The organism is Hyalangium sp. (assembly GCF_045802625.1).
In the GTDB taxonomy this organism is placed as follows: domain Bacteria; phylum Myxococcota; class Myxococcia; order Myxococcales; family Myxococcaceae; genus Hyalangium.
The window spans coordinates 1-20,738 of sequence record NZ_JBJMQP010000172.1 but is presented as its reverse complement, the minus strand read 5'-3'; the positions used below and the strand labels follow the sequence as shown (position 1 = coordinate 20,738).

The 20,738-nt window shown below is 67.6% G+C and carries 14 protein-coding genes; 9 read left to right on the top strand and 5 right to left on the bottom strand.

What is annotated here, in order from left to right:
* Positions 1–10 precede the first annotated feature (10 nt).
* A complete protein-coding gene (locus tag ACJ8AT_RS30270) occupies positions 11–619 on the bottom strand; it encodes a hypothetical protein (protein WP_407741408.1) in 609 nt (202 codons plus the stop codon).
* A gap of 1,210 nt (positions 620–1,829) precedes the next feature.
* Between ACJ8AT_RS30270 and ACJ8AT_RS30265 the strand changes: the two genes are divergently transcribed.
* Complete coding sequence (locus ACJ8AT_RS30265; RefSeq protein ID WP_407741407.1) at positions 1,830–2,054, top strand: helix-turn-helix domain-containing protein; 225 nt, start codon at positions 1,830–1,832, stop codon at positions 2,052–2,054.
* Entirely contained in the window at positions 2,051–3,271 is a 1,221-nt protein-coding gene (locus ACJ8AT_RS30260; RefSeq protein WP_407741406.1) for a tyrosine-type recombinase/integrase, read from the top strand. Before ACJ8AT_RS30265 ends, ACJ8AT_RS30260 begins: the two co-directional genes overlap by 4 nt.
* Positions 3,272–3,346: 75 nt before the next feature.
* On the opposite strand, the gene ACJ8AT_RS30255 is transcribed toward ACJ8AT_RS30260, so the two are convergent.
* Positions 3,347–4,213 carry a GNAT family N-acetyltransferase gene (locus tag ACJ8AT_RS30255; RefSeq protein WP_407741405.1) on the bottom strand — a complete coding sequence of 289 codons (867 nt, stop codon included), beginning with the start codon at positions 4,211–4,213 and terminating at the stop codon, positions 3,347–3,349.
* A gap of 418 nt (positions 4,214–4,631) precedes the next feature.
* Between ACJ8AT_RS30255 and ACJ8AT_RS30250 the strand changes: the two genes are divergently transcribed.
* Entirely contained in the window at positions 4,632–6,233 is a 1,602-nt protein-coding gene (locus ACJ8AT_RS30250; RefSeq protein ID WP_407741404.1) for a phospholipase D-like domain-containing protein, read from the top strand.
* Positions 6,234–6,348: 115 nt separating this feature from the next.
* Here ACJ8AT_RS30250 and ACJ8AT_RS30245 read toward each other — a convergent pair whose 3' ends face one another.
* Complete coding sequence (locus ACJ8AT_RS30245; protein ID WP_407741403.1) at positions 6,349–6,990, bottom strand: energy transducer TonB; 642 nt, start codon at positions 6,988–6,990, stop codon at positions 6,349–6,351.
* A 778-nt stretch (positions 6,991–7,768) separates the two neighbouring features.
* Here ACJ8AT_RS30245 and ACJ8AT_RS30240 point away from each other — a divergent pair.
* The 6 genes from ACJ8AT_RS30240 to ACJ8AT_RS30215 all read left to right on the top strand — a co-directional run bounded on the left by ACJ8AT_RS30240 (position 7,769) and on the right by ACJ8AT_RS30215 (position 17,477).
* On the top strand, positions 7,769–9,709 hold the full coding sequence (locus tag ACJ8AT_RS30240) for a hypothetical protein (RefSeq protein WP_407741402.1): 1,941 nt from the start codon (positions 7,769–7,771) through the stop codon (positions 9,707–9,709).
* A gap of 41 nt (positions 9,710–9,750) precedes the next feature.
* Positions 9,751–11,157, top strand: coding sequence for a hypothetical protein (locus ACJ8AT_RS30235; protein WP_407741401.1), 1,407 nt, complete (start codon positions 9,751–9,753; stop codon positions 11,155–11,157).
* A gap of 11 nt (positions 11,158–11,168) precedes the next feature.
* Positions 11,169–11,981 (top strand): carboxypeptidase regulatory-like domain-containing protein, encoded by an 813-nt coding sequence (locus ACJ8AT_RS30230; RefSeq protein WP_407741400.1) that lies wholly within the window; start codon positions 11,169–11,171, stop codon positions 11,979–11,981.
* A gap of 2 nt (positions 11,982–11,983) precedes the next feature.
* Entirely contained in the window at positions 11,984–13,906 is a 1,923-nt protein-coding gene (locus tag ACJ8AT_RS30225) for a FecR domain-containing protein (RefSeq protein WP_407741399.1), read from the top strand.
* Positions 13,903–15,654: a protein kinase domain-containing protein gene (locus ACJ8AT_RS30220; protein WP_407741398.1), complete on the top strand. Its 1,752-nt coding sequence runs from the start codon at positions 13,903–13,905 to the stop codon at positions 15,652–15,654. The genes ACJ8AT_RS30225 and ACJ8AT_RS30220 overlap by 4 nt, the downstream gene beginning before the upstream one ends.
* A 302-nt stretch (positions 15,655–15,956) precedes the next feature.
* A complete protein-coding gene (locus ACJ8AT_RS30215) occupies positions 15,957–17,477 on the top strand; it encodes a GH12 family glycosyl hydrolase domain-containing protein (protein ID WP_407741397.1) in 1,521 nt (506 codons plus the stop codon).
* Positions 17,478–17,563: 86 nt separating this feature from the next.
* Here ACJ8AT_RS30215 and ACJ8AT_RS30210 read toward each other — a convergent pair whose 3' ends face one another.
* On the bottom strand, positions 17,564–18,856 hold the full coding sequence (locus ACJ8AT_RS30210) for a hypothetical protein (RefSeq protein WP_407741396.1): 1,293 nt from the start codon (positions 18,854–18,856) through the stop codon (positions 17,564–17,566).
* A 1,388-nt stretch (positions 18,857–20,244) separates the two neighbouring features.
* Complete coding sequence (locus ACJ8AT_RS30205; protein ID WP_407741395.1) at positions 20,245–20,649, bottom strand: hypothetical protein; 405 nt, start codon at positions 20,647–20,649, stop codon at positions 20,245–20,247.
* Positions 20,650–20,738 lie beyond the last annotated feature (89 nt).

Sequence of the window (20,738 nt, the reverse complement as noted above, 5' to 3'; positions counted from 1 at the left end):
TGCGTTCTCCTCACGAAGCCCTACAGCCTGTCCAGGTTGGGACGGTCTGCACGCCGCCAGCTCTCGCCGTCGCCGCGCGTGTAGAATTCGCCGATTTCAAACGCACCCGCGCCCGCCCCGTCGTCGCGCACCTCCACCGGGCCAATACATGCGCGGGCTCGCCGGTTAGCGCCGCCGCGAGATAGCCATCCTGACGGAGAAGGAACAGGTTCCGGTACGCCTGAGCCATCCGGCTCAGGTCCCAGCTCGACACCTCTTGCCGGTGCTGCTCGACATAGCGCAGCAGCTCGTCGGCAACGACCCGGGGCGCGTAGTGCTGGGAGAGATAGGAAAGGATTGCGAAGTAGCGCCGCAGCCGCTCGGCCTGCTCAGGCGACACGCTGCGCCCCTGGGGGATTGCTTCAACGGGCAGTCCGGCCCCCAGCAGCAGCGCGCCGAACTCGTCCAGGCCCGCCAGCACGTCACGGGTAGCGGCGAGCTCATCCGGGGCAGGATGGCTCGCGCATGCGACCGGGCAGGACGCGAGCACCGCCAGCAGCACAAGCAAGCTCAGCGGCGCATGAGCCGAAGGGCAGGCAATACGAATCCACCTCCGACGCGAAACCCGTTCGCTCAGCATGGGGCACCTCCAGTGCGGTGGTTGGTAAGAATATGAGGCGGCCGGATAGGTAACACAGCCACGTGAGCAGAGGAAGCCCGGGACTACCAAAGAAGTGCGAAACAAATATTGCAGAGATTGCGCGTTTAGGCCCGAATCGGGGAAATCAGTACAGATTTGTTCCCCACATGTATGTGTTAGCTCCGTCCGGTGGCGCGCGGCGTGTTGCCCTTGCAGGACTCGGCACGGCGCGGGCCTGTTGGGCACTCACGCGCGACGGTTCGGCATGACCCGTCATTACCGGGCCGGTTCTACGAGTAGCGGGGCCCGGTGGTGGCGCGTGGTGGCCTCCGTGGTGGCGCCGCTGGTGCCTCTGATTGGTGGCGTTGGTGGCCCGGTGGTGGCGCCGCTGGTGGCTCTGAGTGGTGGCGTTGGTGGGCCCGGTGGTGGCCACGCTGTCGCTACCCGACTCTTTTGCCTGCCCGTCTGGATGCGCGCTGTGCTTTTGGCACGTCCATACGGGCTGGACAGGAGGCCACGTCGATGCGGCCTCGTGGCGAGCATCCCAGGCCGGACAGCCACTTCGCCGCGCGCTTCGTGGTCGCGCTTCGTGGCGCTGGGGCTCATGGTGCGAGCTTCCAGGCCGGATGCGTCGACGCGCGTCTCGTGGCGCGTGATGGGGCGCACGGCGAGTCCTGAGCCCTGGGCTCGTGGTGAGCGTCCAGGCAAGCTCGATGTGGGCGCGTCAACGCGCACTTCGTGGCGTGCGCTGGCTGTGTCGATGCGGGCCGTGCTCCATTCGCTCGCTTGTGCGGCCCTTGGTGGCCTGGCTGCACTCCTGCCGCTCACCCCTTGAGCTCTGTTCGTGGCCTGGACACGCGGCTTTGCGCTGTGTCACTGCTCACCTGGGTAGTTCTTGGGCTGTTGGGCGTGTCGTTCAGGGCGGGTAGGTGATGAACAAGATCGAATCCCTGGAGGGGAAACCCTCCGTGTTTGGCGCATTCGTGCGCTGTTGTTGGCTGACAGGTGAGGACGCCGGGAAAAACGCCGGTAGTCACCCCAGGCCGCGCCTGTGGTCACTCCAGGCGACGCCTGTGGTCACTTGCCCACGGGCCAGCGCTCGGGACCGGCGGGAAGCTCGCGCGTCCATGCACCAGCGGCGCGGCATTCTCTGGAGTGCGGACCCTTCTCCAACCCGGAGAGCAACACCGGTGCAGGAGGGGAGCCAGCCATGAGCACGCCCCCCGTTTCTGCGGACGCCGCGCCCGCGTTTCTCACGGTGGAGGAAGCCGCCGAAATACTGCGCGTGAACAGGAAAACCCTCTACGAGGCCATCCGACTCGATCAGGTTCCCGGCGTCGCTCGCATCGGGAAAACCCTCCGCATCCGCCGCGCGGCCCTGCTAGAGTGGACAGCCGGTAAGGGCCGTGATTCTGCGCTCGGGAGTCGGAAATGAGCGTCAGATTGCGGAAGTGGCAGAACAAGGCAGGGAAGGTCGAGGAGGCTTGGCAAGTGGACTTCACGTTCCACCACCCGGACGGACGGCGACAGCGAGTCGTGAAGTTCTCGCCTGTGCAGACGCGCCGGGGTGCCGAGCAGTACGAGCGCGAATTGCGCGCCTCCCTCCTCAATGGAACCTTCGGAAAGGAGAGCAACAACGGGGGGCGTCCTATGACGTTGGCGGAGTTTGCCCCGCGCTTCCTGACCTACAGCGAGAACAACAACAAACACTCCAGCGTCGTCAGCAAGAGCCAAATCCTAGAGGCTCACATCCTGCCGTTTTTCGGTGAAATGGCGCTGGCTGCCATTGGCCCGGCTGAGATGGAGGATTTCAAGGCTGTCATGCGCAAGAAGAAGTCGGCAGCGCGCGCCCGGAAGGAGGCCCCCACGCGGGCCGCCATCCGCAAGCGCAGCGGCGAGGAACCGAAGCCGCTGAGCCTCAAAACCATCAACAACGTGTTGACGGTGCTGAGCAAGCTGCTGGCGGTCGCGGAAGAGCAGCGGGTAATGGAACAGGCCCCGCGTGTGAGGCTCTTCGCGAAGCTGCCGAAGCCACCCTTTGATTTCCTCACCTTCGAGGAGGCAGAGCGCCTGCTCAACGCCGTCGAGCCGGAATGGCGAGCGCTGCTCTTGGTGGCGCTCAAGGCGGGGCTGCGGCAAGGGGAGCTGATCGGGCTCCAGTGGGGCGACGTGGACTTCCAGCGCGGCAAGCTGCACGTTCGCCGTACCATCTGGCGCGGCGTCTCGGGCTTGCCCAAGGGCGGACGCGAGCGGACGGTGGAGCTGCCGGGCTCGGCAGTGGATGCGCTCAAGGGACACCGGCACCTACGCGGCCCTTACGTGTTCTGCCAGGAGGACGGTCGGCCGCTTACTGACGGGCTGCTCAAGCTGCCGCTGCGCCGGGCCCTCCAGCGGGCGGGCATTACCCGCGAGCAGGGCCGCATCGGCTGGCACGACCTGCGGCACACCTACGGCAGCCACCTCGCCATGAGGGGGATACCGCTGACGGTCATCAAGGAGCTGATGGGGCACGCGACCATCGACATGACGGAGCGTTACGCCCACCTGAGCCCGGACACGCGCAGAGAGGCGGTCGGGGTTCTCGACCGGCCCTCTGCGCCCGCGTGCGACATACGTGCAACACGGATGGAGGAAGCTGCTAACCACCCGTAAGCACGGCGTAAAAAAGTGGAGGCGGCGGGAATCGAAGCCGCGTTCGAAAAAAACCGCAACCTCAGCGGTTTCTCCTCAGGTCCGAGCCATCACCGGAAACCGATGAGGCCCGGGCGGCGGTGCCAGGTTGCGCACGAAGAGGTGCGCCTCCGTGTCCTCGCCGACGACGCCCGCCCGAGGCCACCAACGCTCGGGCGTGAAGCCGAAGCGGACCGCGGTGATGGGCTGATCAATCAATCGCGGAATGTGTGCGCGCAGATCGAAGGGCTCGCGCGCGAAGACATCGTCGATATACAGCGTGCCGTCCTCGACCCCGGCGAATACCCAGACATCGCCGCGCAGTTGGCGCAGCGGCCGTGAGAAGGCAGTGGCCGCATACCAGCTCGCTATCCTCCCATGGCCGCGCGCGCCGAACCGCCCGGTCACCGCGAGCCCCTCGTCGCACAGCGAGACCAACCCCGCGCGGACGTGAGGCTCGGCCAGTTCGAGCACCGGCGCGGGCTCGCCCTCGGGCTCCACGTGGAGCGCTGTACCGAACAGCGCCTGCTCCCGAGGCGTGAACCCGAAGCGTGGATAGAAGTCACGCACGTTCTCGTTGGCGAACAGCAGCACGGGCGCTGCGCCGCAGTACGCGAGCGCGGCCTGCATCACCATCCGTGACAACCCCCTGCCACGGTGCGAGGGCACGCAGCCGACCGCTCCGAGTTGATAGCCGATGACCTCGCGGCCCTCGATACACAGCCGCATCCGCATCACCGACGCATTGGCCACCACCCGTCCCTCGTCGAGCACCGCGAAGGCACGGTAGTCGTCATTCCATTCACCCCACGCGCACCAGCGCCGGAAGTCCACGGTGCGGAAGACCTGGGGCACGTAGTCACAGAAGGCGGCTTGCAGTGCGCGGTCGCGGTGGTCGATTTCCACGGCGGTCGGGAGCGTCATGAAGGGAGTCTCCCACATCCCCTTCACCTCAAGCAGGTGAGAGTATGCACTGCCCGGCGCCACGCGCCTCTCGTCCGGTGCCGCCGGGCTCCACGCCCGGTGTCTGACCCATCTCCTGTCACGCCACACCGTCCGCGCGCTGGAGGCACTGCGCGGACACCTCGACACCGTCTCCCTCGCGGCCCACCGCGCGGCGCTCCAGGCCTGTCGACATGCGGATGGACGTTTCGGACGCAGCGTCACCGCACCCGCCTCGGATGAGGCCACCGCCTGGGTGGCGCGGCTGGGGAACTGACCTGAGGGTGCCGAGGGCTTCGCCGCGGAGAAGCACGGGTGGGCGTACCGGTGCGGGCGGCCCGAGGGGATGGTGCTAGGCTTGCCGGGTTGACGTGCAGTTCTTCCCCCCGGGAGGGTGAGCATGAACGCGCAGAGCCAGGGAAATACCGTCCAGTTCATCCTGGATGGTGAGAACTTCTTCCACGAGTTTCGTGATCAACTGGCGGCGGTTCGGGCCAGCGCCCCCGCCCAGAACACCTACGTGCGCCTGGCGTACTGGGAAGCGGAACACTCCTTGCGTCTCGACACCCCGACCACGGGGCCCACGCTCGAGACGGCGCTCAAGGCGGTCGCCGACGCGGGGCACCGCGTGGAGCTGATCCTCTGGCAGCCGGCGTCGATCGATCGCCGCATGGACGCCAACCTGAGCCAGGCGGTGTTCAACACGAACCAGGAGACGATCCGCCGCCTCAACGGGTATCGGGACAACAGGATCCAGGCCTATTTCGAGGTGTACAAGGGCTGGATCGCGGGCACCTCGAATCACCAGAAGATGGCCATCTTCTCCATTGCGGGCCATCTCCGGGTCCTGGTGGGTGGCATCAACCTGGCGAGCTTCTACTGGGACGACCACCATCATACGCTCGCCGCGCCATACGCACCGCACGCGGGCGGCGATGGCAGGAGTTGTCACGACACCGCGGTGCTGCTCGAGGGACCCGCGACGCTCGACGTGGAGCGGGAGTGGCTCCGGCGCTGGAACAAACAGGTCTACTTCACGCCTGGGAATCAACCCAAGGCCACCCTCGCCCAGAATGCAGCCGCGGTGAATGGCGCCACGGTCAACGTGCTCACCACCAACTCCGAGTCCTGGGGGGGCCGCTCGGCTGACATCCAAGCGCTGCTCATGCAGAAGATTTCCCGGGCCACCCGGTACGTCTATCTGGAGAACTATGCCTTCTGCGATCCCTCGCTGGTCTGGGCCTTGCGCACCCGGTTGAGCCAACACCGGACGCTCAAGGTGATCGTGATGTTGCCGCACCCGGGCTTCGGGCTGCAGCCCTTCAACTATCTGGCGCGCATTGCGTATGCCAAACTGGCGCTCACCAACTGCGTGGCCTTCAGGACGGCCAACGGCGGGCAGGTGTTCCGCCGCGATTGCCAGCAGTGGAGCATCTCGGAGAACGTGAACGCGTGGAGCACCGGCGAGTCGATGCTCTCATCGGTCCGCAACCGTTGGCTCGAGAGCGACTCGCTCTCGTACAGGCGCCCGGGAGACCGCGCCGCCACCACGGTGCCTCTCGCGGACATCACTTCCTTCGACGGTGGGGTCCGCTTCTACACGCCGATGCGCCGGGGAGCTGGCGGCCTGGATCAAATCTACATCCACTCCAAGATGGCGCTGATCGATGACCAGGTGGCGTTCGTCGGCACCTCGAACTTCAGCTACCGCAGCATGGTCTACGATGGGGAGATCAGCATCTGCGTCTCGGATGGCCCGACGGTGCAGAACATTCGCAACACGCTGTTCACGCATTGGGGCATGAATACCGCGAATGTGCAGAACAACTGGGACATGGAGGTCCGGCGCTTCCGCACGGCGGGAGCCCATCGGGTCGGAGTGGTCTCGCTCGACATTGGCGACTTCGACCGCTTCCCGTTCCAGACCGCGGATGGCGTGGGGGGCTTTCGGAATGACGCCAATAACCAGCAGTACAGGTACATGAACTACACATTCTATTGAGCGTTCGTCCCGCCCGTACGGGTCCAGGAGAACTCGCACTCGTTGTCGAGCTCGCTCGTGGCCCTGCCGCGCACCTGGACCCCCTTGCCCACGAGCCGGCCACGCAGGGGCGCGCTCAGTAGTACGCCACCAGCGTCACCCGGACCTGGCTCCTGGCCTCGAAGGAGTGGAGGACATCCCCGGTGCCGAGGACGGGATCGAACGTTGCGACGGCGCCCACGCCCAGTGCCGCGGGGCCCGCCACGGTCCGCTGCACCTCGAACTTCCACTCGCTCACCACCGAGTCCCGGCTCATCACGACCTCCGGCGGAAGTGCCGGCAGCTCCTCGCCGAGGTCCCACACGGCCGTCACGGCGGCCTTGTCCAGCTCCCCGTTGCCCGAGGAAGCGATGACCTCGACGGCGAGGACCTTCCCGTCAGCGGCCTGGGTGAGGCGCACCACCGTCGCGCCCTCGCTGTACGTCCAGAGGTAGGGCAGCGAATAGGCCAGACTCTCCTGGGCCTCCTCGAGGGAGGGGTGCGAGGAAGGTGCACTCGCGAGCGGATCGGGCCGGCGGGGATGCGCGAGCGGATCCTCCATCTCGGCGGAGCGGGAGAGCACGCTGGAGACGTCGCGCTCCTTCCGGGCCACCTTCTCCCCTTCCGTCAGTCCGCGTTCCACGGACGCATGGCGCTGGCCGAATCGCCGCAGGAGCTGCTTGCCCACGTCACCGAAGTACGGGTGGACCAGGCCGTTCTCGACGCGCCGCCTGGCCACGGTGTCGCGTACCGTCTCGGCGACGAGCTCCTGGAGGGAGGCTGGGTGCGCGGGCGCTCGGAGACGGGTACCCGGCGGTCCCGGCTCTGGTGGGGACTCGGGGAGCTCTCCGCCGGGGTGGAGCGCCAATACCTCGGGGCTCGGCAGGAGCGTGGGCCTCTCCGGGTCCTGCTCGGCCCGTGGGACATCACTGGTGAGGGAGCCCCTGTGCGTTCCGCTCCGTCCCGCCGCCCGCTCGCGCGTCTTCGGGCCCTGGCGTGGCGGGGCGGGGGCCGACGGCGGGCGAATCAGGATCCGGCCGGGGGGGACGTCGCCGGCCGTCTCCTCCTCTGGGCTCTGGGTGGATTGAGAGGCCTCGGGGGATTGCGCGCGTGGAAGTGGGATTCCCTGACACCACAGGATGACCAGGTGCAGCGCGAGGCTGAAGGACAGGGCGAGCTTCAGGACACGGGATGGGTGCCTCATCTGCCCAGGACCTCACCGTCCGCCGCCATGAGGATTTCCCACGCACGCTCCTCAGCTCAAGCCTAGGCACGGGCCGCGGCACGGGCTCCGGAGGGTGCACGAGGAGCCGAGCCCCCGATTGCCCGCCCTGGACGGCACGAAGCTGCCCGCCTGCGCCCTCAGCACCGTGAGCGCCACCTGCCTCATCTCTTCATGCGACGCAGAGAGGCCATCACACCCACATTGGATTGTTGCAACCTCCATGCACCTCTCTCTACGATGGGCGCCCCCCGCTGAGCAGACTCGCGCTGACTGGCCAGCCCCGGAGCGAACGATGAACCAGGCACAGAGACGTCGTCTCCGCACGAACTGTCTGCTGCTGCTGCCGTTGCTGGTGGCCGGCACGCCCCTCGTCTCCCTGGCGACGACCAGCTCCACGTCCACCTCCACCGCCACGAGCTCCTTCGCGATCAATGGCCTGACCACTGCCTCCGCCGAGCTGGCGGGGGTGGCCCTCAACGTGACGGTGACAGCGATGACCTCGGCGGGCTCCGTCGATCCGGACTACGCCGGCACCATCCGATTCTCCTCCACGGCACCTCGCGCGCTGCTGCCCGCCAATTACACCTTCAACCCCTCCGTGGACCGCGGCACGAAGGATTTCCTCGTCACGTTCCAATCGCTCGGCCAGTGGGAGCTGCTGGTCCAGGACGTCAATATCCCCACCCTCTACTCCAGCGTCTCGAAGATCGCCGTGACGCCCGGTCCGCCCGTGCGCTTCACCGTCGAGCTCGACTCGGCGATGGTCGCGGGGACCGTCCACACCGTCCAGGTGATCCCGGTGGACGGGGCCGGCAACCCCACCGGCTACACCGGCCAGGTGCACTTCGAGACGACCGCTCTCCGGGCGGAGCTCCCACCTGACACGGACATCAACTTCGCTTCCGATCAGCCGACGCCGCCGCGGTTCCCCGTCACCTTCTTCAGCGCCGCTCCGGACCCGAAGTCCCTCACCGTCACGGACGTGGCCCAGAACCTCTCTGGGAGCACCTCCACCGTGGTCACGGCCGGCCCGTTCGCTCACGTGGCCCTGTCCACCACCGCCCCGGACCCGACGCCGACCTGCTCGGAGGCGACGCTCGTGCTCACGGCCGAGGACGCCTGGGACAATCCCGTGACGGCGGAACCCGCCGCCACGGTGACGCTCTGCGCACCAGCGGGCAGCTCGGCCACGTTCGTCAAAAGCACCCTCGAGCGGTCGACGTACGCCGACAAATGTGTCACGGGCTCCCTGGCGAGCACCGCACAGGTGGTCTGGAAGGACACGGAGCCAGAGGACGTCGGGTTCACCGTCTCCAGCGGCACCCCTTACATCGTCCCCGGCGTCCCCCCCGAGGAGGCGCTCACGATCCGCTTCAAGGCGGGGATTCCCAGCCGTGAGACTTCGAGCTTCTCGTTCATCCAGAGCACCCAGGAGCCCGCTCCGCTGCTCATCCGCAGCGGACAGCTCACCGCCAGGATCATCCTGCGCGACCAATGTGGAAACCCGGCGACGCTGCCCGCGGACAAGAGCCTCTCCTTCGCCGCCAATCCGCCCCTGGCCGTCACCTCGCCCGTCGAGGAGTCTCCCGGCCGGTGGACGACCGCCGTCAGCTTGCCCGAGTGCCCCGCCGATGCATCGAAGACCCTGGCCGTCTGGCCGCTCATCAACGACGAGGTGCTGAGGAAGCCGAACGGCGATCAGGTCCAACGGTTCGTCCTGCCGCAGTGCTCGGCCGTCGCGAAGCTCTCGGTGCTGACTTCGGCGGACAGCCTGGTGACCGAGCCCGGTGAGCTGGTCGAGCTCGAGGTGCAGGTATCGACCGAGGGTGACCTGACCGTGACGGGCGGCGTGCTGATGCTGGAACCCCAGGGCCTGACGGTGATTGGGGCGAGCAGCGGCGGCCAGGCCCTACCGGCCAAGGCAGGCGGCTTCGCGCTCCCGGAGCTGCGCAAGGGCTCGCCGCTGACGGTCAAGGTCACCGCCCAGACCACCACCCAGCTCCACCAGACGGTGAGCACGAAGGTCTGGGTCGTGAACCCGGAGGGAAGCCTGCTCACCCAGACGGAGCGTGTGGACTTCCAACAGAAGGACCCGGGTGTGGACGTCGGGTGCGGTTGCCAGACCGCCGGTCTACCGGGTCAGCTCGTCACCTGGCTGGCCCTTCTCGTGGTGGCATCGCGCCCCTGGGGTGGATTGCGTAGACTGCGGCGAGGCGAAAGGAACGACCCCTAGGCTCCATGGCGGCAGCGACTCTCACTCTCCTGGTTCTGACCATGACGGGTCAGGCTGTCGCGCTGCGTTCCGACAAGCCATTCGTCACCTCCGAGGACAGCGCGCAACTCGAGCTCAGCGTGCTCGATGAGGCGGGCCATCCGCTGAGTGACGCGCAGGTCTCCCTGAGCGTCAACGCCGGCTCCATCACCGAGCCCGCTCCCGCGCGGGACGGCACGTTCCACGCCACCTATCGGCCGCCCTCGCGACAAGGCCCCCTGGTGGCCCTGTTCCATGCGACGGTGAAGCGGGGAACGAGCAGTTCCGGGGCGTGGCTCGCCCTGCCCGTCCACGGTCCCTACTCGCTCCGGGTCGAGGCGCCGCCTCGCGCGCGGGTGCAGGTCTCGCTGGGTGCCGCCTCCTACGGGCCCGTGATCGCGGCGGCCAACGGAGAGGCCGTGGTGCCGGTGCGGCTTCCGCCCGGAGTCACGAGCGCGCAGGTGACCATCCTCGAGCGCTCGCGCAAGAGCCGCACGCGGACCGTGCCGCTCCCCGAGCCCAGGTTCCCCCGCGTCCAGCTCGTGGCGATGGAGACTCCGATCCAGGGGCAGCCCGTCCGGCTGCAGGGGTTCGTCGTGGATGAGAGCGGCAACCCCGCCGTCGCGCTCCCACCCCTCGCCGTGAGCGCCGAGCAGGGCACGCTCGGCCCCATCGAAGCGAAGGAGGGCGGCGTCTTCGAGGTCCCCTTCACCGCTTCCACCGTGAGCACGGCTCCGGTGAACATCTCCGCTTCACCGCTCGACGAGACCGATCGCTCGTTCACGCTCCAGCTCGAGCCTCGTCCGGCGCCCCCTGGCGCGCCGACGCGACCAGAGTCCCCCGCTCCGGTTGCGTCCACCGCGCAGCACCTGCCCCCGCCTTCCCAGCGGTCGCCCTGGCAGCCCACGCTGGGCGCCTTCCTGTTCGGGCACAGCAACGCCGCCCAGGCCCATGGCGCGGGACTCCAGCTCGAGGGCGCGCTCCGGCTCGCCACCCTGCCCGTGGAGGCGCTGGTGCAGCTCGAATTGCGCGGCAACACCGCGGTGAGCACGACCCTCGCGGCGGACGGACCGAACCCGGTCACCAAGACGTTCACCCTCGGCGGTGGCGCCCTCCGGCTCGGGGTCCGCTGGAGCCAGCCAGTCCTGTCACGGGGCCTGCTCTTCGCGGACGCGAGCGCGGGCGTCCTGGGCATGCAGGGCGACCTGGAGCTGAAGAGCCAGGAAGGCACCGTCACCCAGGAGCTCCGCTCGACGGGCCCCGACGTGACGGTGGGAGCCGGTTTCGCCTGGAGGCTGGGCCCGGGCCGCGTGGCCGGACTGGTGCAGTGGGGCTACGCGCCGGGAAGCCAGCAGGTGAGCGGCAACCTGGGCGGGTTGTCTCTCGGAGTGGGCTACCAGCTCACGCTCGGAGGGGAGCCGCACCCATGAGACCGTGCGCGATGACACTCGTGCTCGTGCTGCTGAGCACCGGCGCCCTGGCCGCCGCGCCCACGCCGGAGACGTCCGGGACGGTGTGGATCACCCTGCGGCCCCACCCTTCCCTGCCGCTGAAGAGCCCGCGCGTCCAGGCCGGTGGCAAGGAGGCCATCGCCGTGGGGGAGGCGTTCCGCGTGGAGGGGCTTGCCTCGGGCCAGGTGGCCATCAGCGCCTCGGCCGAGGGCTATCAGCCCGTGGAGCTCGCGGTGCTCGTGCCCTCGGGAGGACAGGCCAGTGTGTTCCTGCCGCTCGAGCGCATCCCAGGTCCCGGCACCGTGAAGGGCAGACTCCTGTGGGAGCAGGGCAACGAGGGCACGAAGGTGCCCGTGGCCGGTATCGAGGTTCAGCTCGGCGGTCAGGTGGTCGCCCGGAGCGATGCGGACGGCTTCTTCGTGGTGCCCGAGGCGGGCCCGGGCCCCGTCACCTTGAAGCTCGCCGGCACCGGAGTCCGGCCGCAGGAGGAGGTGGTGGTCGTGCCCTCCCATGGCGAGGCCTCGGTGGAGGTCCTCCTGCAGAAGGCCACGGAGGTACGGGCCTGGCTACGCGGGCACGTGCGCTCCACCCAGGGGCGCCCCGTCCTGGCCACCCTGCGTGTCGAGGAGGCCCGGCTCCGCGCCCGCACCCGCGCGACGGGAGACTTCGAGTTCCGCCTGCCCGCGGGCCGCTATCACGTCACCTTCGAGGCACGCGGCTACATGCCGCAGACGAAGGTGGTGGACGTGGGCGCTGGAGATCAGGCGCTGTTCTACGTGGATCTGTCTCCTCTGGAGAATTAGTCGTGCGCGTCCTCTCCCTCACGCTCCCGCTGCTCCTGCTCCTCTGGGGGGGATGCGGGGGATGTGACAAGCAGCCCCCTGCCACACCCGGCATGCCGGAGCTGGCGAAGCTCATCCAACTCCAGGGCCAGGTCACGGTGCAGCAGGAGGCGGCCTCCCGCCCCGGCCGCGTGGACGAGCCGCTCTACCCGGGCGAGACCGTGGTGACCGGTCCCGGGAGCACCGCGCGCGTGCGCTACGTCAACGGCACCGAGGTGGAGGTGGCCGAGAACAGCCGCTTGCGGGTGAATGGCGCGCCGGGAGCGCTCACCCTGGAGCTGGAGGAAGGGAGGATCGTCTCGACCGCGCCGAAGGCCGGCGGCAACGGGCTCACCGTCACGGGCCGCTTCGGCCGGGCGGAGCTGGTCACCGCGTCGGAGATGGTGTTCGTCCTGCGCGAGACGGATCCCAAGCTGACGCTCCAGTACGGCGCCATCCGCGTGCTCGATTCGCAAGGCCAGCCCGTCCCCGTCGTGGCGGGTGAGGAGCTCGCGCTCTCGCTCAGCAAGCCCAGGCGGGCCCCGCCGCCCATGGTCGCGGAGGAGCTCGTCTTCACCCTCAAGCCCCAGGGCGGCAAGGCCCGCGTGCGGGGCGCCCGGGACAGCTCCTTCGCCGACGTGGCCCCTGACCAGAGCCGGGAGCTCGGTCGCGGCGCGGCGTTCGAGATCCCCGCGGGCTCCAGCGCCCGCCTGTCCTCCAGCGCGCTGCAGGTCAGCCTCGCCGGGGACACCGCCGGGACGCTCGAGGAGGCCTCCCGGCAGGGAGACCAGAACGCCTACACGCTGCGGCTCAGCCGCGGAAAGGCGCGGCTCCAGTTCGGCACGGGCAAGCAGTCGCTGAAGCTGGCGGACGCTCGCGGTGAAGTCGAGCTCAAGGTCTCCGAGCAGAGCACGCTCTCCGTGAGCAATCCCGAGACAGGCGCCACCGTCACCGTCCTCGCCGGGCAGGCCGAGCTGGTGGCCGATGGGAAGACGACCCTCCTCAAGGCGGGCGAAGGAGTACGCCGAGCCTCGGAGTCTCCGCGAGCCGAGCAGGCCTCGGCGCCCCTGCTCGTACTGCCTCCGGATGCGAAGGGCGTGCGCGTGTTCACCGACGGGCCCGGCGAGGCGGGGATCCAGGTTCCCTCCGCGTCCGGAGCGCCCCTCCGGGTGGAGGTGGCGGAGGAGCCCTCCTTCCGGGAGCCGCTGCTCGCGGGGCGCGCGGGCGCGGACCAGGTGCGAGTCGAACCGCCGGCCCGAGGCGAGCTGTACTGGCGCTTCCTCGGTGAGGACGGGAACGTGCGCGCCCAGGGCTCGGCCCGGTTCCAGCCGGATCGCGGCCGCTCCGCGCTGGCGAGCTCGACCCCGAAGGCCGAGGTGCTCGAGACCGGGCTCAAGGCCACGGTCTACTTCCAGAGCGCGGTGCCCTCGCTGCACTTCAGCTTCGAGCCCCGGCCGGGGGCGCGCTCGTACCAACTGCGCCTCTACCGCGCCGCCGACGTCCAGACGCCGCTCCTGCAGCGGGTGACGAACCAGAACCAATACAGCCTGGAGCCGGGCACGCTCGGCGAGGGGAGCTACCTCTGGTACGTGGCGGCGCTCGGCCCTGGGGGAGACGAGCTGGCAGGCGGCCGGATGAACAAGCTGCAGCTGGTGTATGACAATGAGCGCAAGGGGCTGGCGCTCAGCCGTCCCCGCCCGGATGAGCGCTTCGGACGCGAGGGAATACCGGTGGAGGGCGTGGTCCCGCGCGGCTCCCGGCTCTTCCTCAATGGGCAGGCGATGAAGCTCGACGCCAAGGGCCGCTTCTCCCAGCGCCTGCCTCCCACGGAGGCCCTGGTGTTCCGTCTCGTCTCGGGTCAGGACGAGGCATACTGGGTCCGAACTCTTCGGAAAGCTCGGCCATGACGGCTACCCAACCCGCGATTCCCCTGACCCAGCCGGTCACGCCCTTGCGCCGCTTCGGCAAGTACGTGCTCATCCGCAAGCTCGCCGAGGGCGGCATGGCGGAGATCTTCCTGGCCAAGCAGCTCGGCGCCGAGGGCTTCGAGCGGGACGTGGTGATCAAGTGCATGCTCGATCACTTCACCCAGCATCGCGAGTTCGTCTCGATGTTCCTGGACGAGGCGCGGCTGGCGGCGCGGCTGCACCATCCGAACATCGTCCAGATCACCGATCTGGGCGTGGCGGACAGCCGGTACTTCATCTGCATGGAGTACCTGGCGGGCGAAGACCTGGAGGCGGTGTTCGCCGCCACCCAGTCCACGGGCCAGGGCGTGCCGATCCCGATCGCCGCCCGCATCATCCTCTCGGTGCTCGAGGGCCTGGAGTTCGCCCACGGCTACCAGGAGCAGGGGCGGTCCGTGGAGCTCGTCCACCGGGACATCTCGCCCTCGAACATCTTCGTCACGTACCAGGGCACGGTGAAGGTGCTCGACTTCGGGATCGCCAAGGCCTCCTCGCGGATGACGCAGACGCAGCCCGGGCTCCTGAAGGGCAAGTGGGGCTACATGTCCCCCGAGCAGGCCCGGGGCGAGCAGCAGCTCGATGCCCGCAGCGATCTGTTCTCGCTGGGCGTCACCTTCCACGAGCTGCTCACCGCGCGCCGCGTCTTCGAGCGGGACACGGAGCTCGGCGTGCTGCTGGCGCTGATGGATCAGCCCATCCCCCCGCCGAGCGCCCACCGGCCCGACGTTCCTCCCGCCCTGGATCGCATCGTGATGAAGGCGCTGGAGCGCCACCGCGAGGATCGCTACGCGAACGCGGCCGAGATGCGCGCCGACCTGGAGGAGTTCCTGCGCGGGACGGCGTCGATCCCGGGCGTGTCGCAGCTCGCCCAGTACCTGCAGGGCGTGTTCGGCGCGGCCGACGTCGAGCGCAAGACGAAGATTCCCTCGCTCTCCGAGCTGGGCGTGAGCACGCTGCTCCCGCAGCAGGAGGAGCCGCTCGGCACCGAGAAGACCCTGATCCGTCCGTCGGCTCGGGTTCCCACCGTCGAGGCCCAGGAGCGCCCCAGCAACGATTCCCAGGGGCTCCACACCGTTCCCCCGCCCGCCGCCGTCACCGACGCCGCCAGTCCTCCCGCGCGGAGCACGGGGCTGTCGGTGGCGATGGGCGCCCTGGGGGCCGTGGCGCTGCTGGCGTTGGGTGGAGGCGCGGTCTGGTACCTCATGCCTCGGGCAGCGCCTCCTGCGCCCGTCACCGTGGTGACCGCGCCGGTCCCGAGCCCGGCTCCCAGGGTGGAGCCCACTCCCACGCCAGCGCCCCCCGCGCCCACTCCCGCCGTGGAGCAGAAGACCGAGCCTCCACCGGCGGAGGAGCCTCCCGTGGACATGGAGCCCAAGCCCACGGTGACGCCGAAGCCCGCCCCCGTGCTCACCGCCAGGGACGTGAACCGCGTCATGATGAAGAACTCGCGGAAGCTCCTCGAGTGCGGAGAGCAGTTCCGCGCCGAGCTTCCCGCGGACCGCCGCGTCATGCTGCTGGTCACGATCGCTCACTCGGGCGACGTGAGCGCCGCCCAGGTGACCGAGCCCGCCACCGTGTCGCCGAGCCTGGCGAAGTGCCTGGAGGGCCAGCTGAAGCGCGTGGTGTTCCCGCGCAATACCAACCAACCCGAGCTCGCGATCCAGCTCCCGTTGCGCTTCAACGAGTAGTAGCTGCCCACGCGCGAGGCCCGCGGCAACTCCGTGGCGGGCGTCGAGGCGCTGGACCGGTTCACCCCGCTGACCGGCCTGTCGGTGTGCTACGAGCCTCCGAGGCCGAGCACCCGGGCATCGGCCCGCCTGGCCGCCTGAGTCGTACCCGAGGGCCTCTCGCAGAGGGCTTTTGGGGCCCCCGAATGTGTCCGGACCCGCACGAGCCCCTCCCTCGAGGGCAGGTGCGTCCACCATCGCACTCCTGCAGGCCCTCCGCGCGACCCCATCTTCGCGTCGCGCCATCCACAAGGAGAGGGGCCATGTCCAAGCAACTCATCGGCTTCGCACTGACGCTCGTCCTCATCGCCTGCACCGGCGACCCGGCTTCATCACCTTCGGAATTTCGAGCGAGTGACATCTCCTCCTCGCCCGTCTCCATCGAGAGCTCGTCGGTCTCGAAGAACCCACTCGTCGCGGGCGAGGTCCAGACAGCCTCCGTCACCCTGTCGTCGACGACCACCTTGCAAGGCCTGTACGTCGACATCCGCATCTACAAATCACTCGACTTCAACGTCATCTACGGGAACAAGTCCTTCAGCCCCATCACCCTCACGGCGGGCTCGCCCCAGCAGTTGACGTTCGACTTCGCCTCGCCCGCGGACCTGCCTCCGGGCCAGTACGACGTCCGGGTCGGGGTGTGGGACTCCTCCTGGAACACCCTTCTCTACGAGACGCGCGACCAGTTCACCGTCCAGGCGCCTACGACGGGCCCCAAGGTCTCCATCGTGAGCTCGTCGGTCTCGAAGAACCCGCTCGTCGCGGGCGAGGTCCAGACAGCCTCCGTCACCCTGTCGTCGACGACCACCTTGCAAGGCCTGTACGTCGACATCCGCATCTACAAATCACTCGACTTCAACGTCATCTACGGGAACAAGTCCTTCAGCCCCGTCACCCTCACGGCGGGCTCGCCCCAGCAGTTGACGTTCGACTTCGCCTCGCCCGCGGACCTGCCTCCGGGCCAGTACGACGTCCGGGTCGGGGTGTGGGACTCCTCCTGGAACACCCTTCTCTACGAGACGCGCAACCAGTTCACCGTGAGTGGAACGTCCTTCGTCATGAACTGCGAGGATGAAGCGTGGCTGACCGCCGGCTCCTACGCGGTGCAGAACAACCAGTGGGGCCGGGGACCCATCACCGACTACTCCCAGTGTGTCGGCATCGGTGGAATCGCCGCTGATGGTTCCGTGTCCGCTCGGTGGACCTGGAGGTGGCCGAAGGATCCGGGCGAGGTCAAAGGCTATCCCGCGATCGTGTTTGGCCAGAAGCCTGGCAACCCCGTGACCCCGAACACCAACCTGCCCAGGCAAATCAATGCCATCAGCCAGCTGACGAGCTCGTGGGCGACGCGAAGCACCTACACGGGAACGGGTCAATTGACTTTCGACCTCTGGCTGACGCGGGATGCGACCCGCTACCCCAGCTTTCCCCAGACTCCCATCACGCATGAGGTCATGGTCGCCGTCGAGCCTTATGGAGGCTACGGGCTCGACCGGAACCCCGCCTGGTTCGTCGAGGAGATCACGATCAACGGCGTGCGTTACAAGACCTACAAAGCAGACAACTTCCCGCCCGGTGGGTCGCAGACATGGAGATTCCTGGTGTTCCAGATGCTGACGCCCATGACGCAAGGCACCCTGGAATTCAAACCGCTCTTCGACTACCTGAAGTCTCGCGGCTTCATCACCGGTAACGAATACCTGTCGTCTCTCGAGCTCGGGACCGAGCCCGTGGAAGGCACCGGCGACGTCACCGTGAACTCCTTCAAGACCACCGTGCGCTGAGTGACGGGGCGGGGGCTCCGCGTCTCCGGGCGCGGAGCCTCCCTCCTACAACGACGTCCTGGACGCCACAGCCCAGGACGAGACCGCTATGGCAGGAGGACGACCTTCGTCATGCCCCCTTCTGGCCAGAACAGCAGGTCCCTCCGCACACCGGGGTACAACACGCACGCGCTGCTGCAAGTGTTTCGCTGGTACGGGACCTCGCCCAGGCGCATCGACTCGCCGTCGTGGAGGAGGACGAATACCCGGCGGGGCACGTAGAGGCTCGTGGAGCGCTCGAAGAGCGCCTGGGAGGACACGAAGCTGTCCGGGTCCAGCAGGCCCGGCAACTCCAGGCGCGCCTCGCTGGCCAGGCCGCCGTCGCGAAGCTGAAGGCGTCGCACCGTGAGCGAACCGTTCACCTCCTCGTAGGTGACCAGCCCCCTCGGCCCTGCCGCCATGACCTCGGTGCCCGGGACCGTGAAGCCGGTCTTTGGGACGATGCGGCCGCCGGCCTGATCGATCCACAGGGGCACGACCAGTTTGTCGTCGCGGAGGACGTACACCCAGTTTCCATCGCGGTGCATCGCGGTCACGTCCGAGAGCAGAGGAGACTCGAGGCTCGCCACCAACCCGACGCCGCCGATGCTGGCCGCGTAGAGCTCGGCCTTGCCGTTGAAGACGAGCAGGACGTCATCCCGCGTCGCCAGCATGCCCGGTCCAGAATACGTGTATCGTGGGACGGCGGCGGCGGCCGGCGGGTCGTTCACCAGTTCGCCCGAGCCCGTATCGATGTACCGCTGGAGCGCGCCGTTCTGGTAGTCGTAGACCCAGAGAACGTCGTCGACGATCGACACATCCGCCCCGGTGAACGTCCGCACCGTGATGAGGTCGCGGACGTAGGCGGTCTCGCACAGCCACCCGTACCGGCTGCGCTGCAGGTACTCGCACCTGAACGGCAACGTCTGGGTGAGCGCAATGGTGTCGGCGATGAACATCCGCGCGTCGACCTGGCCGCCCACCGCCCCGAAGTCGAATCTCACGGTGTGCCAGCCCCACCGCGTCGGAGTGAACTCGGCGGTGCCGCCCGTCAGCTTTCGCGAGGCGCTTGAGGAATCCTGGTTCGCGATCTCGGTCATCGCGCCGGTGCTCGGGACAACCGCGCCGAGGGGCTCGGTCACAGTGGTGGTGACCTCCGTGACCGACCTGGCGCACACGTCCATGTTCGGGCTTGGCACGGTCAACTTCGCGACCTGGCCCACCTTTCCCACCTCGATGATGGGCAGCCGGTATTGCGTGGTGTCCTGGGGGGTGGGGCAGGGGCGCGGCGCCTGCTCCGGCTCGGAGCTGCAGGCGAATAGGGCAAGCGAGAGCGCGGTGGCGAGCGCGGCGCGCAACATTCGGGCGGAAGCGTGGGTTTTCATGGCAAGCGAGGGGCTACGCCTTATTGACACAGCCGGGCCCGACGGGATCAGCCGCTAGCACGAACACGGGACGGCCATCCTTCCCATTGAACGTCCGCCGACGCTCATGAGGCCACCACAGGGCACTGCCCACGCGGCCTGCTCAGCTGGCTGCAGCGCAGGGGCCTCCCCAGCAGGCGTGGTATTGAGCCTCGAGCAGTCACGCTGCCCCAGACGCCCACGCCCCTGTTGCCTCCCCCCTGGGGGCCACCTGGGCCGGCGTGTGCCCAGATGGAGGAAGCTGCCAACCACCCGTAAGCACGGCGTAAAAAAGTGGAGTCGGCGGGAATCGAACCCGTGAGCAAGGCGATAGAAAACCCTAAGCAGGACGCGCTGTTACCCGCTATCGCCTTGATTCTCCTCGGGTTCGTCATCCCGCCCCGTCCCACCCCGTACCCTCGCGTTCCACCCCTTTCCCCGCTGGCGGGGCACGCTGGCGCTATGGTCGGTGGAGTGGGGACGACAGCTCTCCTCCTGCTCACTCCGCTTGCCCCCTTCGCCCTGGTCGGCGGGATGTTGGGCTTTGGCGCAGGCGGCCTCATTGGAAAGGCCGTCAACTGAAGTACGGCCCCGTCCAGGCGGACCACGTCGACGCAGGCCTCGCGGTAAGCGCTGAGACTCGCGTTGAGCGTCAGGCGGGCTAGGAGCTTGTCGGAGTACCGCCAAAAAACGACTCCTACATACCAACCGTAGCGGTGCGTTTAACTCGCACTACTCGATATGTAGTGGGTCGTCGAGATATTCCGACAGGCACCTAGCGGCGTCTCTGCGGGCTCAACAGCAGGAATGTCTCCCTTAAGCGACAGCAATGCGCCAGCGAGAATGCAGGCCTTGTCCCACTGCCAAGTGGCCGCAGCCAAGTACTGCTGAGCGGCACGAATGATGGCGTTGCTTTGATCAGATGTGCTCTGCCGGAGTGCCCACTCGAAGAAGGCGGCCGGACGTTGAAGCGCTTCTGAGACCATTCTTAACATATGCTGGTCGGGAACGCAGTCTGTCATTGACCTGTCACCCTCTTGGTAGGCATGAGCGAGTGCGCCAAGTCCTGCCGCATCCTTCTGCTTGGCTGTCTTGGCGACGCGAAGCAGACAATCGCGCTTACTTGAGGACTCTCGGTTGACAACGAGTGCACTGGCAAGCGGCCAGCATTCCTCAAAAGTGATAACGACTGCGCGCGAGCGTACCCATGTCTTGTCTCCATTCATTTCAAGACGAGCCAGAGCGCGATCAACGACCCCCGTGAAACCACGGCGGGCTGCTTTCTGTAGAAGGGAGCGAACCCGTGGATCAGTAGACTCTTTAGGCGCTTTCAGAAACATAGGACTTTAGTCGAAGAATAAATCTAGCTTTTGCTGATTGTGGTTTGCATAGACTTGCACACAAATACACTCCGAGCGACATACATGTTGATCGATCGACACTGTAATCCCACCAGACACCGCTGCCGCCTTGAGGCGGTTCTCGGCGTTCGAGTAGGCATCAGCACCCGATGAAACCTGCCGCTGAGGATTATCCAGAAGAATCGTCGCAAAATCGTCCGGGAATTCGATCTTCTCGGACGGCGTTTGAATGACGAGCATCTTGTCGAAGTCGCCGTATTTGAGGTTCGCCGCAAGTTCCTGTGGGCTCTGAAACCCACCCCTTTCAAGGTCGAATAGCAGGTGGCTTTCTTGATAGTTCAGACAGGGGGATGAGCGCACGCGAATGAGGCCAAGCCAGCTCTCAGCCAAAACCATTCCATGAAGTGCCCGACGCTAGACGCTCCTGAGTGCTTCTGACTGAGTGCCGCGGTTTGCTCCCTGTCGCCTGTTCAGGAGAT